The following is a 13,986-nucleotide window of genomic DNA, read 5'->3' as shown; positions in this document are numbered from 1 at the left end:
CCCTGCTTCGGCAGGGTTTTTTTATGGTTATAAATCAAGCTAGTGCTATACCCTGTGATCCTCGTTGTAAAAATGGGTCAGGTAATAAAAAAGTTAATCATCAGTTGATGTAGCATCGAACATTAAGATTGTTTGTACTTACCGAAATTTTCGAGGATGCAAAAAAGAGATGCCTGTTAATTTTGACTTAAGCGATTTATATGCATTTCGGGCGCTTATTGAGTATGGAAATTTCCGCATTGCCGCTGAATCAATCTGCCTTTCACAACCGGCCTTGAGCCGTAGAATAGATAAGCTGGAAAATGCGCTGGGCATAAAGCTATTTGAACGAACAACCCGGCGAGTGGCCCTTACGCTTAAAGGCCAGGCCTTTGCCGAAAGGTCAGTGCAATTGCTCGCGGATTTAGAAAAGATAATGGCGGATTTAAGCGAGGTCAGTCTGGCTCGTACTGGCCTGATTACCGTAGCCTGCGTACCTTCCGCGGCTTATTATTTTATGCCAGATGTCATTAGCCGCTTCCAGACCCGATATCCTCGTGTACGCGTCAAACTTATCGACAGCAGTGCAAGCAATGTTTATGACGCAGTAATAAGCGGACAGGCAGATTTTGGTATCAGTTTCTCCGGTCGCTCATTGCCGGATATTGAATTTTTACCACTACTTGAAGATGTCTATGTGGCTGCTTGTCGTCATGAACATGTCATCGCCGGTAAACAAGCGATCAGCTGGCATGATTTTTATCAGCATACTTGGGTAGGGCTGGACAAGACTTCAGGTAACAGAAATTTACTCGATCAGGCGCTTGAACATATCATACCCGCAAACCCCAGCATTTGTGAGACCCGACACGTGACGACGATGCTTGGTATGGTTGAAGCAGGGCTCGGCATTGCTGCCGTCCCCGCTATGTCTATGCCTGCGTCAGGTCATACCTCCCTTACACAGGTGCCTTTAACCGACCCTGTGGTAAAACGAACAGTTGGCCTGCTGAGAAAAAGCGGTAGAACGCTATCCCACATTGCCGGAGAACTTGAAAACACCCTCATTGAACAGTATCGCTCATTATATTAGCGTGCTGCATCGTCACCGAATGCAATCCCGTAGATCGGACCACTGGCTGCACATCTGGCGAAGAAAGATAGGCCAATAATTGGGTTGCCCCATCATTGTATGCAGAGTGGCTAACAACCGCGCCAGCGAAGCGGGTGGTATATTGCATATTGTCAGGTAACTCACCAATAAACGTAACGCCCTTAACCGGCAGTAGTTCGCTGACCTGTTGAAAACCGATCGAATATTTTCCCTTTGCAACCAAAGAAGCTACAGGTATCCGTTCAACCTTATAAGCTTTACTCTTAACTTGTTGTTCAATGCCTAGCTTCCTGAATAACTGGCTGCTGATATATCTGCCGCTTGCGCTGTCAGAATAGGCAATGGAAGGGGCATCCAGCAATACGGTACGTAATTCATCATCATTTTTAATGCTGACAGTAGGCACGCCTTTTTTGATAACCGCGCCGATAACAGAATCGGCCAGTTCCACACGCGAACCGGATTGAATCCAGCCCCGTTTCTCAAGATCCTTCAACGCATCGCCGACCATGATAACGACATCCGCCTTTTCCCCACGAGCCAGGCGAGCAGGAATCGCCTGAGGGGTATTTCCCATGGAGGGACCAGAAATTGTGTGAATCTTGTATCCTTTCTGCGCTTCAAATTGAGGCGCCAGCGTCTCCCATGCTGCCATGAATCCTCCGGATATCATGACGGTCAATTCTTTTGCCTGAACAACTGTGCTGCAGGTAAGCGAAAAAATAATGGCGAATATGATTCGGTATAACTTCATTCATTTCTCCTTAGCTTAATGACTTGCGGACGTGCTGAAAGCGTATGGCGCTGCGACGATAAAGGAAGAGCGTTGCCAGTAAGGCGCAGATAGCCGCGAAGCTCATCCAGTAACCGGGTGACGCTTTATCCCCTGTCAGCTCAATTAAACCGGTAGACATAATAGGTGTGAAGCCGCCAAAGACGGCAGTAGCGAGGCTATAAGCTAAAGAGAACCCGGCGACTCTGACCTCACCAGGCATAATTTCTGTTAACGCAGGGATCATTGCCCCGTTATAAAGACCATAAATGAACGACAACCATAACAACACGCCCAGCATCATAGAAAATCCCGGTGCGCTGGCCAACAGGTGCAGTACGGGCCAGGACGTGGTCAGTGCCAGAAGAGCCATAGCGACTAAAACTGGTTTACGACCAAATCGATCGGACAATGCTCCTCCTATGGGCAGCCAGAAAAAATTCGAAATGGCCACGAATAAGGTGACAAGCAGACTGTCCGATGCGCTGAGCATCAGGACTTTTTTCCCGAACGTAGGAGCATAAACGGTGATTAGGTAAAAGGCCGTAGTGGTCATTGAAACCATTAACATTCCTGCAAGCACAACCGGCCAGTTATTCAACAGCGTTTTAAAAACGTGGCTCATATCAGGATGATTGCGTCGGGATTTAAATTCTTCCGTCTCTTCCAGCCTGCGGCGCAGAATAAAAATGAAAGGAACAATCAGGCAGCCGAAAAGAAAAGGAATACGCCAGCCCCATTCACGGATTGCCGTTTCCTCAAGCATGGCATTAAGTGCGAATCCCATACCGGCAGCTACCATAATAGCGATTTGCTGGCTACCCGATTGCCAGCTGGTATAAAAGCCTTTACGCCCCGGCGTAGCTATCTCGGCCAGATATACTGAGACGCCTCCCAGTTCCGCACCGGCAGAAAACCCTTGCAACAAGCGGCCAATAAGTACCATAAGCGGGGCCCAGAGACCGATGCTCTGCCAGGAAGGGATAAGCACAATCAGGAAAGTTCCGGTGGCCATAATCGAAAGGGTGACGATCAGTCCTTTACGCCTTCCTACTTTATCAATGTAAGCGCCCAATACTATCGCTCCCACAGGTCGCATCAGAAAGCCCGCGCCGAAGACAGCAAAGGTCATCATTAGGGAAGCGAACTCACTACTGGCAGGGAAAAAAGTATGAGCAATATAAGTGGCATAAAACCCGAACAGAAAAAAATCAAATTGTTCGAGAAAATTGCCTGAGGTAACACGAAAAATAGCGCCGAATCGTTCGCGGGATGTGAGGGCATGAGGTAAAGAGGTCTGCATTGTTATCTCCAGTTTATTGTTGACGCTTATTACTGCGTCTGTTGCTGAAGAATGAATCAGCCAGAGCAACTGGATAAGTGCAAAAAGCGGATGAGTTGATGCTTATTATGCATTGCTCTAAGTTAGTTTAATAAAACTGTTGTAATAACATTGAATTAAATAACCATGTAATAACAAAGGATTAAGGTCGCGGCTGTAACTGGCTTATTAAAGTGTGAAGTAGTTCCTGTAAAATTGTTTTGTTGATTATTTCAGGGGAAGTCAGGTATTGCGGTGCCTCTGACTACAAGAATTGTCATGAATAGTTGTTATTCGATGGGATATGATTGCGCAGCAAAAATGACGCGCGTTGATGACATTTGACGCCTGGCATTAAGAGCGAGCCACATTTTATCACTATATAGAGGAAGCGTTCGTATGGCCTTGTCTGGCAAAACTTTGCTGCTGTTAGCGCTATCTGGCTGTTTGAGTGCTGCGGTGGCCGCCGCCGAACCAGCGGGGGAGCCGGTACAGCGCTTTTTTAAACAGTGGCAGGTCACCTGTAACAACCTTAACGATTGCGATGTTCGTAATGCGGATGAAAATATGCGCATCGTGATTCGTCATCAGGCGGGGCCGCAAGGCAAAGCCGCGTTGGATATTATGAGTTTCGATGCCGAGAAAGCGAAGGGCGTCTGGCTGGATGGGAAACGCTGGGATCACGCCATAAGCCTTTCAGAGGCTGACGCGAATAATGATTATGCCAGTGCCCACAGCGACAACTTAAGTGACATTCAGGCGCTGGTGGCGGCAGCTAAAAATGCCATGACTATTTCTTTGACCGCGGATAATGAAATAACCGGCTCGTTAAGCGGCCTGAACGCCGCACTGCTGTATGTGGATGAACGGCAGGGGCGCCTGAATAACCAAACCGCGCTGCTTAAAACCGGTACTGAGCCCGCAGCCAACGTCCCGCCGCGCCCCTCTGTTGCGCCGTCACTGTCGCCGGTACCGTCCATTGTGCCGCTGGACAATGCCCAGACGCTGCTTAGAAAAGTCATCAGTAGCCAGCAGTCGGTCCTGAGTCAGGAAGAGTGTGAACCGGCCGAAGAAGATATCGCCCGTAGCGAGGCGCAACCGCTGGATCAACAGCACGCTTTAGTGATGATCAACTGCGGTATGGGGGCTTATCAGTCTTCCAGCCTGCTGTTTATTACACCGCGCAGCGCGCCTGAAAAGGCGCAACAGCTGGTCCTGCCGTTACCGCTGCACAGTGCAGAAGGCAAGCCCAATAGCGTAAGCTGGTTTACCGAAGCCAGCTACGATCCGCACAGCGGTCAACTGTTTCATGCTGCGCGTGGCCGTGGCATCGCCGATTGTGGTGAAAGCGCAACCTGGCGCTATGATGGCCGCATCTTTCATTTGATGAGCTACAACAGCCAGCCCGGCTGTGATGGCGGTGAACCGGGAGACTGGCCTTCAGTTTGGGCGACGCCAGGCTACTCGGATAATGAAAACAGCCGGTAACTCCCCTGTTCATTGCCAGATTAGGAAGGGCAGGGCCAGCAGAGTGAATAAAGAGCCGGCCCTGGTCAGTGCGTTATTGCCTGACGTGATCACTGTAAATCGCGGCGCTGGTAAGGCAAAGCGCGCCTGTTCAGCGCTGGATAACATCCTCCAAAAAAGATCGGCAACGCATCACCCGTTACTCTTTATTGCGACGTGCGTCCCAGCCAGCTGTCCCAGTCTTTCCATACCGGCTGTAATCCCGCCTGCGTGAGCGCCGCCGCCACGTCCTGTGGATGGCGATGATCGTCCGGCGAAAACTGCTCCAGCTGCGGATCGTTATCGGCATAGCCGCCGGGCTGCGTTTTGGAAAATGCGCTGACGCTATTGATCGCCAGCGGCACAACACGATCGCGGAAAGCAGGCGATTCGCGGGTTGATAGCGAAAGTTCGACTTCCGGCGCGAACAGACGGAAAGCGCAAATGGTTTGCACCAGCTGGGCTTCGCTCATGAATGATGCCGGTTCGATGCCGCCGGCGCAGGGCCGCAGGCGCGGAAAAGAGATAGAGTAACGGCTCTGCCAGTAAGTTTGCTGCAACCACAGCAGATGCTCCGCCATCATAAAACAGTCAGTACGCCAGCTGTCGGAGAGGCCGATTAGCGCGCCGAGACCGATCTTATCGATCCCGGCACGCCCCAGGCGATCCGGCGTTTCCAGCCGAAAGAAAAAGTCCTGCTTATTCCCTTTGAGATGATGCTGCTGATAAATTTTAGGATGCCAGGTCTCCTGATAAACCAGCACGCCGTCCAGTCCGATGCGTTTTAAGCCAGCATATTCCGCCTCCGACAGCGGCTGCACCTCCATCATTAGCGAACTAAAGTGGCGCCGGATCTGCGGCAGGTGCTGGTGGAAGTAGTCGATGCCCACTTTTGTTTGATGCTCGCCGGTGACCAGCAGCAAGTGATCAAAACCCAGCGCGCGGATCGCCTGACATTCGCGCTCGATCTCATCTGCATCAAGCGTTTTACGCTTAATACGGTTACTCATTGAAAAACCACAGTAGGTACAGTCGTTAGCGCAGAGATTTGAAAGGTAAAGCGGCACATACAAACTTACCGTATTGCCGAAGCGCTGGCGTGTCAGGCGCTGGGCCTTCTGCGCCATCGGCTCCAGAAAGGGCGCCGCCGCTGGTGAGAGCAAAGCCATTAGATCTTCCCGATCAAGACGCGCCGCATTAAGCGCCTGCAGCACGTCGGCGGCGGTTTTGCTGTGGATACGCAGGCGGATATCGTCCCAGTCCAGTTGCCGCCAGCGGTCGATAAAATCTTTCATCAGGCATTCTCCGGCTGGCTGAGAAACGCGGTGAGCGGGCTGGAAGGCGCCGCCTGGAGTTGACTGGCGCCGAGGCCGCTGTGATAAGCGATATGCCCGGCTTCAACCGCAAGACGGAACGCTTGCGCCATCTCTACCGGACGACGGGCAACGGCAATCGCCGTATTCACCAGCACCGCGTCCGCGCCCATCTCCAGCGCTTCGCTGGCATGGCTGGGCGCGCCGATACCGGCGTCAATAACCACCGGCACCTTGGCCTGCTCAATGATAATCGCCAGCAGATCGCGCGTTTTCAGCCCCTGATTACTGCCGATAGGCGCGCCAAGCGGCATCACGGCGGCACATCCCGCCTCTTCCAGCCTTTTGCATAACACCGGATCGGCGCTGCAATAGGGCAGCACGGTAAAGCCCTCTTTGACCAGCTGCTCTGCCGCCTTTAACGTTTCAACCGCATCCGGCAGCAGATAACGCGCATCGGGATGAATCTCCAGCTTCAGCCAGTGAGTGCCAAGCGCCTCACGCGCCAGACGGGCGGCGAATATCGCTTCCTCCGCCGTTTTGGCGCCTGAGGTATTGGGCAGCAGCTGTACGCCCAGCGCCTGCAACGGCGCCAGAATGCCATCATCGCCGCCGCGTAAGTCGAGGCGCTTCATCGCCATCGTCACCAACTGCGAACCAGAAGCGCGAATCGCTTCCAGCATCAGCGCGGAGGTAGCGAACTTGCCGGTGCCGGTAAACAGGCGAGAAGAAAAGTGTTTATCTGCTATCTGTAACATATCAGCCTCCGGCTATTGCCTGAAAAATTACCACCACATCCCCTTCACATAACGCATGCTGAGACCAGCTGCCACGCGGTATAATCTGCTGATTAACCGCCAGCGCCGTTCCGGTGGGCTGGCACTCCAGCTTATCCAGCAGCCGATCCAGCGTGAGCGGGGCGTCCAGCGTCAGCGTTTCATCATTAACCTGGATGTTCATTTACCGCCTCCGCAGACCGGGCAATGCGCATCGGGCGTCAGATTCAAAGTGCGCCAGGTTTGCTGACGGCCATCAAACAGGCGCAACTGCCCATCAAGCGCGGAGGGCAGGCCAGCCAGCATTTTCAGCGCCTCAAGCGCCTGCAAGGTGCCGATAGTGCCGACAACCGGGCCAAGCACGCCAGCGGTGCGGCAGTTACGCTGAGGTTCGCTGTTATCTGGCCAAAGGCAGCGGTAGCAACCCTGTCGCCAGGGCGGAGAGATAACCAGCAGCTGTCCGCTAAAGCCAACGGCGCTTCCGCTAATCAGTGGCGTCTCGCTCGCGACGCAGGCGGCATTGACCGCATGGCGGGTGGTCATATTATCGCTACAGTCCAGCACCAGATTGACCTGCGGCACCCAGTGCATTAGCTGTTCCGCATCCATTCTTTCCTGTAGAGCAATGGCTTCCACCTGCGGATTAAGGGATTGCAACTGGTGCTGAGCCAGCAGCGCTTTCGCTTTACCGCAGTCGGCGCTGCGATAGAGGATCTGGCGCTGCAGATTGCTAATATGCACTTCATCATCATCAGCCAGCAGCAGCTTGCCGACGCCCGCCGCCGCCAGCCACAGCGCGGCGGGCGCGCCGAGGCCGCCGAGGCCGACAATCAATACGCTGGCGCGCTGTAGCTTCTGCTGCCCCTCGACGCCGAACTCTTCCAGCAGCAGCTGGCGGCTGTAACGCAGAAAGTCGCGATCGTTAAGCATGATCCTCATCTCCCGTACCGGCCAGCGCCAGCAATTGCTGCGTTGCGTCGCGCCAGTCGGCGGCTTGCGTAATGGCGCTCACCACCGCGATGCTGCCCACGCCGCAGGCCAGCACAGCCGGCGCGCGTTCAATGCTGATGCCGCCAATGGCGACGGTAGGGATATTTTCCAGCCGAGCCAGATGACGTTTCAGCTGTTCCAGACCCTGAGGGGAAGAGGGCATTAATTTAGTTTGCGTCGGAAAAATATGGCCCAGCGCGATATAAGAAGGATACACCGCCAGCGCCCGGTTGATTTCATCATCATCATGGGTAGAGATACCCAGACGCAGGCCAGCGCGGCGGATAGCCTCTAAATCGGCCACTTCCAGATCTTCCTGCCCAAGATGAACGCCGTAAGCCTGATGCTTGATCGCCAGTTGCCAGTAATCATTGATAAACAGGCGTGCCTGACAGGCATTGCCCAGCACGATAGCTTGTTGAATAGTCGGCTCTACTTCGGCGGCGGGCCGATCTTTGATGCGTAGCTGCAAAGTACGTACGCCCACATCCAGCAGGCGCGAGATCCATTCCAGGCTATCGACAATCGGATAGAGGCCCATCCTGTGCGGAGTCGCGGGAAAACGCTGGCTCATGCTTTTTCCTCCGCATTTAACGCATCGGCGGGATGATAAAGCTCGCCGCCGCGCTGACGGAATGCCTGCGACATTTCAGCCATGCCAATCTCAATCGGCTGCGCCTCCGCCTGCTGTTTCGCGGCGTAGTCGCGCACTTCCTGAGTGATTTTCATTGAGCAAAATTTGGGGCCGCACATGGAACAAAAGTGCGCAACTTTGCCTGACTCCTGCGGCAGCGTTTCATCGTGGTAAGCGCGGGCGGTATGCGGATCAAGCGCGAGATTGAATTGATCTTCCCAGCGGAATTCGAAGCGCGCTTTTGACATAGCGTTATCGCGGATTTGCGCGCCAGGATGGCCTTTCGCCAGATCGGCGGCGTGCGCGGCGATTTTATAAGTAATCAGACCCTGTTTCACATCCTCTTTATTTGGCAGGCCCAGATGCTCTTTCGGCGTGACGTAGCACAGCATGGCGCAGCCGAACCAGCCAATCATGGCCGCGCCGATGCCGGAGGTGAAATGGTCATAGCCGGGAGCGATATCCGTCGTCAACGGCCCAAGCGTATAGAAAGGCGCTTCGTGGCAGTGCTCCAGCTGTTCGGTCATGTTGCGTCGAATCATCTGCATCGGTACATGCCCAGGTCCTTCGATCATCACCTGAACGTCATACTCCCAGGCGATTTTAGTCAGTTCTCCCAGCGTATGCAGTTCAGCAAACTGCGCTTCGTCATTGGCATCCTGAATCGAGCCGGGACGGAGTCCATCACCCAGTGACAGAGAAACATCATAGGCGGCGCAGATTTCGCAAATTTCACGGAAATGTTGATAGAGGAAACTTTCCTGATGATGAGAGAGACACCACTTGGCCATAATCGAGCCGCCGCGGGAAACAATGCCGGTCAGACGTTTAGCCGTCATCGGTACGTAACGCAATAGTACCCCGGCGTGGATAGTAAAATAGTCTACGCCCTGTTCCGCCTGCTCCAGCAGCGTATCGCGGAACAGCTCCCAGGTGAGGTTTTCCGCAATGCCATTAACCTTTTCCAGCGCCTGGTAAATAGGAACCGTACCAATCGGCACCGGGCTGTTACGTAAGATCCACTCGCGCGTTTCATGAATATAGCGGCCGGTAGAGAGATCCATCACGGTATCAGCGCCCCAACGGGTGGCCCATACCAGCTTTTCCACCTCTTCTTCAATCGAGGAGCTGACGGCGGAGTTGCCGATGTTGGCATTCACCTTCACCAGAAAGTTACGGCCGATGATCATCGGCTCCGCTTCGGGATGGTTGATATTCGCCGGGATGATGGCGCGGCCAGCAGCCACTTCCTGACGTACAAATTCCGGCGTGATATTTTCTGGCAGCTGAGCGCCGAAACCGTGGCCAGGATGCTGCTGCAAAAGAACTTCGCTGCGAATACGCTCACGGCCCATATTTTCCCGTAGCGCAATAAACTCCATCTCCGGCGTGACGATCCCCTGACGAGCATAGTGCAGCTGGGTAACGCGACGGCCCGTTTGCGCGCGACGCGGGCGCGGCAGGTTATCAAAGCGCAAGTGATCCAGCCCTTCATCTTTCAGACGCAGCTGGCTGTAGCTGGAGCTAAGATCGGTTTGCTCAGTATCCGCGCGTTGCTCAATCCAGATACTGCGCAGACGCGGCAGCCCCTGATGCACATCGATAGCCGCCGCGGGATCGCCGTACGCGCCCGCCGTATCGTAAACCGGAACCGGCTCGTTAGGTTCATAAACCGGCGCGGCTTTATCTCCGCCGGTTAGCGTCGGGCTAAGCTGAATCTCGCGCATTGGCACGCGAATATCGGGGCGGCTGCCCTCAATCCAGATACGCTTTGAGTTGGGAAACGCGGTTCCCTGTAGGGAGGCGATAAATTCTTGCGCCTGGGCGCGCTGTTCACGACGAGTTGGTTTAGCAGACATAGCAAACTCCAGATAAAGGAACGTTGCTTGTCCGGAGCTCGGAAGGAGTAACGACACGGCGTCAATACGGATTGACGACGTGAAAGGATCTGTACTCTTGTTCCCTTCGCAGGTACTAACCTGATCAGGTTCCGCGGATCCCGAATTAACGGTCTCAGCCTAAAAGGCACTCCGACAAGAAGAAAATCGCGCTGCAGACAGGCTGCAAGCGCTACCTTACACGCGCTACGCTGCGGCAAGGTTATAAAAAAGCCCCTTTAGCATAAAGGGGCGTTGGCAAAACTACAAGAGGTATACCCGTCATACTTCACGTTGCTGGTGCGTTGGCTTTCCTCGCTCGCCCCAGTCACTTACCGGTGTAAGCTCCTGGGGACTCACTGCGTCGCCGCCTGCCCGCAACGCGAATTATTTAGGGTATAAAAAACTATTAACGGTTACGCCGGACGCGCCATCGCTTGATCGTTAGCGGCGGCCAGCGTCGCTAAATTGTTCTCAAAGGCCAGCTGGATCAGTTTATCTTCCAGCGTGAAGCGTGCTTCCAGCGCTTCGCCCACTTCAGAGAGCGCCTGCTGGAATTCCAGACAGTTATCGTGATCGATAGCCGCTTCCAGATGGGTATCATACAGCTGCATGATTTGTTCGGTATTGCCCTGCAGCGCAGGATAAATTTGTGCCGCCGCCAGCAACGGGCTGTCGCCGGTCATCTCTTCAATGATGCGTTCATAAACGTTGAAATGGCCGGTAGAAAGATAATCCACCAGGTTCTGACAAAAATTGTCGAGCGCCTTTTCATCAAGGGCGGTCAAAGACTCTTTATTCGGTTTGATACCAACAACCTGATAATAAGCAACCAACAGCTGCCTGCGCGCATTAAGCCAAAAGTCTACCAGTTCATTACTGCCACCTACGCGCTCGGTCAGAACGTTTAACTGGTTAAGCATGTTTGTCTCCGTGAGTTATAGTCTTACCGCTACTTATACTTAACATCAGTACAGAGGCTGTGTCCCGTATCCGTTCCACTTTTAAGAATAATTACGGCCCCAGTCACAAAAGTGCTGAAGCAAAGGGTAACTGTTGTATGGAACGTGAGATCAAAAGCGTAGACGCTGGTTGGTGGGTTGTCAGCTATGAACAGAAAATTTGGTTGCCGAATGGCGAATTACCGCGCGGTACGGCAGAAAAAATTGGCCTGATCGGATCGCAGGGCGCAGTTATCGGCGAATGGCAGGGCGAACCGGTCTGGCTGATCCGCGAGAACCGCAACGATCATATGGGATCGGTGCGGCAAATCATTGATATCGATAGCGGGCTGTTTCAGCTGGCGGGCCGTGGCGTACAGCTGGCTGAGTTTATCCGCTCGCATCGCTATTGCGGCTATTGCGGACATGAAATGCATCTCAGCAAGCGCGAAAACGCCTGTCTCTGCGGCCACTGCCGCCAGCGTTACTATCCGCAGATCGCGCCCTGCATTATTGTCGCCATCCGTCGCGACGACAAAATTTTGCTGGCGCAGCATGCTCGTCATCGCAACAGCATTTATACCGTGCTGGCGGGATTCGTGGAGGTGGGCGAAACGCTGGAGCAGGCGGTCGCGCGCGAAGTGATGGAAGAGAGCAGCGTACGGGTAAAAAATCTGCGCTATGTCACCTCGCAACCCTGGCCTTTTCCCCATTCGCTGATGATGGCGTTTATGGCGGAATATGATGACGGCGAACTGCAAATCGATAATAACGAGCTGATCGATGCTGACTGGTTTCGTTACGACGCATTACCGCAGTTACCGCCGGCCGGCACCGTTGCTCGCCGGCTGATTGAGGATACGGTGGCGCTTTGCCGCGCGGCGGACGGGCAGGACTAGCGCTGCTAAGTCTGGTTTGCCGCGCGGCGGCAAACTTGCTTAACCGGCGATAATAACTGCTACACTAGGCGCCTGTATTTGAGAGAGCCTTATGATGAGCGAATTAAAGAACGATCGTTACCTGCGTGCCCTGTTACGCCAGCCGGTAGATGTGACGCCGGTATGGATGATGCGTCAGGCTGGACGCTATCTGCCGGAATACAAGGCCACGCGCGCGCAGGCTGGCGATTTTATGTCGCTGTGCAAGAATGCCGAGCTGGCCTGTGAAGTGACTCTGCAGCCGCTGCGTCGCTATCCTCTGGATGCGGCGATTCTCTTTTCTGATATCTTAACCATTCCGGATGCGATGGGATTAGGGCTGTATTTTGAAGCTGGCGAAGGCCCGCGCTTTGCATCCCCGATTACCTGTCGTGCCGATGTGGATAAACTGCCGGTGCCTGACCCGGAACAGGAACTGGGCTATGTGATGAATGCGGTACGCACCATCCGCAAAAACCTGCAGGGCGCAGTGCCGCTGATCGGCTTCTCCGGCAGCCCATGGACGCTGGCGACCTATATGGTGGAAGGCGGTAGCAGCAAAGCCTTTACTAAAATCAAAAAAATGATGTATGCCGAGCCGGCAACGCTACATGCCATGCTGGATAAGCTGGCGGACAGTGTCATCCTTTACCTGAATGCGCAGATCCGCGCGGGCGCGCAGTCGGTTATGATTTTTGATTCCTGGGGCGGCGTGCTGACCGGCGCTGATTATCAGGCATTCTCGCTGCGCTATATGCATAAAATTGTTGATGGCCTGATCCGTGAAAACGACGGGCGTCGCGTGCCGGTCACGCTGTTTACCAAAGGCGGCGGTCAATGGCTGGAAGCGATGGCTGCTACCGGCTGTGACGCACTGGGACTGGACTGGACCATTGATATTGCCGATGCGCGCCGTCGCGTCGGAGACAAAGTCGCCCTGCAGGGCAATATGGATCCGTCTATGCTTTATGCATCGCCTGCGCGTATTGAGCAGGAAGTGGCGACCATCCTTGCCAGCTTTGGCGAGGGTAACGGGCACGTATTTAATTTAGGACATGGCATCCATCAGGATGTGCCGCCTGAGCATGCAGGCGCATTTGTGGAGGCGGTACATCGGCTGTCACGTCCTTATCACAAGGAGTAGATATGGATATACAGGCATTACGAGCCGAACAGCTACAGCGCGCCGCGGAAGTGGTGCGCCATGATGATTTCGATGTGATGCCGCCGCGCCTGATTGGCGGTGCGGATGTCGGTTTCGAACAGGGCGGCGACGTAACGCGTGCCGCCATGGTCATCCTGGAATATCCTTCGCTAAAGCTTATCGAATATAAGGTGGCGCGTATCGCCACCATCATGCCTTATATCCCCGGTTTTCTCTCTTTCCGTGAATATCCAGCGCTGCTGGCCGCCTGGGAACTGCTGGAGCAGAAACCCGATCTGCTGTTTGTGGATGGTCATGGCATTTCGCATCCACGGCGGCTTGGCGTCGCCAGCCACTTTGGCATGCTGGTGGATGTACCTACTATCGGCGTGGCGAAACGCCGTCTGTGCGGGCGTTTTGAGCCGCTGGATGAAGAGCCGGGCGCGCAGCAGCCGCTGATGGATAAAGGCGAGAAGATTGGCTGGGTCTGGCGCAGCAAAAAACGCTGTAATCCGCTGTTTGTCTCTACCGGTCATCGCGTCAGTATCGATACCGCCCTGCAATGGGTGCAAAACTGTATGGCTGGCTACCGCCTGCCCGAGCCAACGCGCTGGGCTGACGCCGTGGCATCAGAGCGTACAGCCTTTCTCCGCTGGCAGGAGGGTTAGCCGTGCCGGAAGGTTTCTTTTGCGTTACACTGCC

The 13,986-nt window shown here is 54.2% G+C and carries 14 protein-coding genes and 1 riboswitch; of the genes, 5 read left to right on the top strand and 9 right to left on the bottom strand.

Translation table 11 applies throughout. From position 1 onward, the window contains the following. Positions 1-169: 169 nt before the first annotated feature. On the top strand, positions 170-1,072 hold the full coding sequence (gene psrA / locus K6958_RS18805; RefSeq protein WP_249892525.1) for an L-proline-binding transcription factor PsrA: 903 nt from the start codon (positions 170-172) through the stop codon (positions 1,070-1,072). Here psrA and K6958_RS18800 read toward each other — a convergent pair. Together K6958_RS18800 and K6958_RS18795 are read right to left on the bottom strand one after the other, a co-directional pair. After that, entirely contained in the window at positions 1,044-1,847 is an 804-nt protein-coding gene (locus tag K6958_RS18800) for a substrate-binding domain-containing protein (protein WP_249892524.1), read from the bottom strand. The two genes, psrA and K6958_RS18800, sit on opposite strands and share 29 nt — an antisense overlap. Before the next feature lie 10 nt (positions 1,848-1,857). Further along, positions 1,858-3,168 (bottom strand): MFS transporter, encoded by a 1,311-nt coding sequence (locus tag K6958_RS18795; RefSeq protein ID WP_249892523.1) that lies wholly within the window; start codon positions 3,166-3,168, stop codon positions 1,858-1,860. Between the two features lie 417 nt (positions 3,169-3,585). On the opposite strand from K6958_RS18795, the gene K6958_RS18790 reads away from it, so the two are divergent. Beyond that, a complete protein-coding gene (locus K6958_RS18790; protein ID WP_249892522.1) occupies positions 3,586-4,674 on the top strand; it encodes a DUF1176 domain-containing protein in 1,089 nt (362 codons plus the stop codon). A 185-nt stretch (positions 4,675-4,859) separates the two neighbouring features. Here K6958_RS18790 and thiH read toward each other — a convergent pair whose 3' ends face one another. The 7 genes from thiH to rsd form a co-directional block, all read right to left on the bottom strand. Then, entirely contained in the window at positions 4,860-5,987 is a 1,128-nt protein-coding gene (gene thiH / locus K6958_RS18785) for a 2-iminoacetate synthase ThiH (protein ID WP_249892521.1), read from the bottom strand. Further along, positions 5,987-6,763 carry a thiazole synthase gene (locus K6958_RS18780; RefSeq protein ID WP_249892520.1) on the bottom strand — a complete coding sequence of 259 codons (777 nt, stop codon included), beginning with the start codon at positions 6,761-6,763 and terminating at the stop codon, positions 5,987-5,989. The genes thiH and K6958_RS18780 overlap by 1 nt, the downstream gene beginning before the upstream one ends. Position 6,764: 1 nt before the next feature. Continuing rightward, positions 6,765-6,965 carry a sulfur carrier protein ThiS gene (gene thiS, locus K6958_RS18775; protein WP_249892519.1) on the bottom strand — a complete coding sequence of 67 codons (201 nt, stop codon included), beginning with the start codon at positions 6,963-6,965 and terminating at the stop codon, positions 6,765-6,767. Next, on the bottom strand, positions 6,962-7,711 hold the full coding sequence (locus K6958_RS18770) for a HesA/MoeB/ThiF family protein (protein ID WP_249892518.1): 750 nt from the start codon (positions 7,709-7,711) through the stop codon (positions 6,962-6,964). Before K6958_RS18770 ends, thiS begins: the two co-directional genes overlap by 4 nt. Further along, positions 7,704-8,345: a thiamine phosphate synthase gene (thiE, locus tag K6958_RS18765; protein WP_249892517.1), complete on the bottom strand. Its 642-nt coding sequence runs from the start codon at positions 8,343-8,345 to the stop codon at positions 7,704-7,706. Before thiE ends, K6958_RS18770 begins: the two co-directional genes overlap by 8 nt. Continuing rightward, positions 8,342-10,264: a phosphomethylpyrimidine synthase ThiC gene (gene thiC, locus K6958_RS18760; protein WP_249892516.1), complete on the bottom strand. Its 1,923-nt coding sequence runs from the start codon at positions 10,262-10,264 to the stop codon at positions 8,342-8,344. Before thiC ends, thiE begins: the two co-directional genes overlap by 4 nt. Before the next feature lie 84 nt (positions 10,265-10,348). Continuing rightward, positions 10,349-10,448, bottom strand: a riboswitch (TPP riboswitch). A gap of 250 nt (positions 10,449-10,698) precedes the next feature. Further along, positions 10,699-11,205, bottom strand: coding sequence for a sigma D regulator (gene rsd / locus K6958_RS18755; RefSeq protein WP_249892515.1), 507 nt, complete (start codon positions 11,203-11,205; stop codon positions 10,699-10,701). 137 nt (positions 11,206-11,342) lie between these two features. On the opposite strand from rsd, the gene nudC reads away from it, so the two are divergent. The 3 genes from nudC to nfi all read left to right on the top strand — a co-directional run bounded on the left by nudC (position 11,343) and on the right by nfi (position 13,952). Further along, on the top strand, positions 11,343-12,122 hold the full coding sequence (gene nudC, locus K6958_RS18750) for an NAD(+) diphosphatase (RefSeq protein ID WP_249892514.1): 780 nt from the start codon (positions 11,343-11,345) through the stop codon (positions 12,120-12,122). 94 nt (positions 12,123-12,216) lie between these two features. After that, positions 12,217-13,284, top strand: a complete 1,068-nt coding sequence (gene hemE / locus K6958_RS18745; protein ID WP_249894737.1) for a uroporphyrinogen decarboxylase — start codon at positions 12,217-12,219, stop codon at positions 13,282-13,284. Positions 13,285-13,286: 2 nt separating this feature from the next. Beyond that, on the top strand, positions 13,287-13,952 hold the full coding sequence (gene nfi / locus K6958_RS18740; protein WP_249892513.1) for a deoxyribonuclease V: 666 nt from the start codon (positions 13,287-13,289) through the stop codon (positions 13,950-13,952). The last annotated feature ends 34 nt before the right edge of the window (positions 13,953-13,986 follow it).

This window comes from Mixta hanseatica (assembly GCF_023517775.1).
Lineage (GTDB): Bacteria > Pseudomonadota > Gammaproteobacteria > Enterobacterales > Enterobacteriaceae > Mixta > Mixta hanseatica.
The sequence above is the reverse complement of the archived record's forward strand: the minus strand, read 5'-3'. Positions and strand labels throughout refer to the sequence as shown.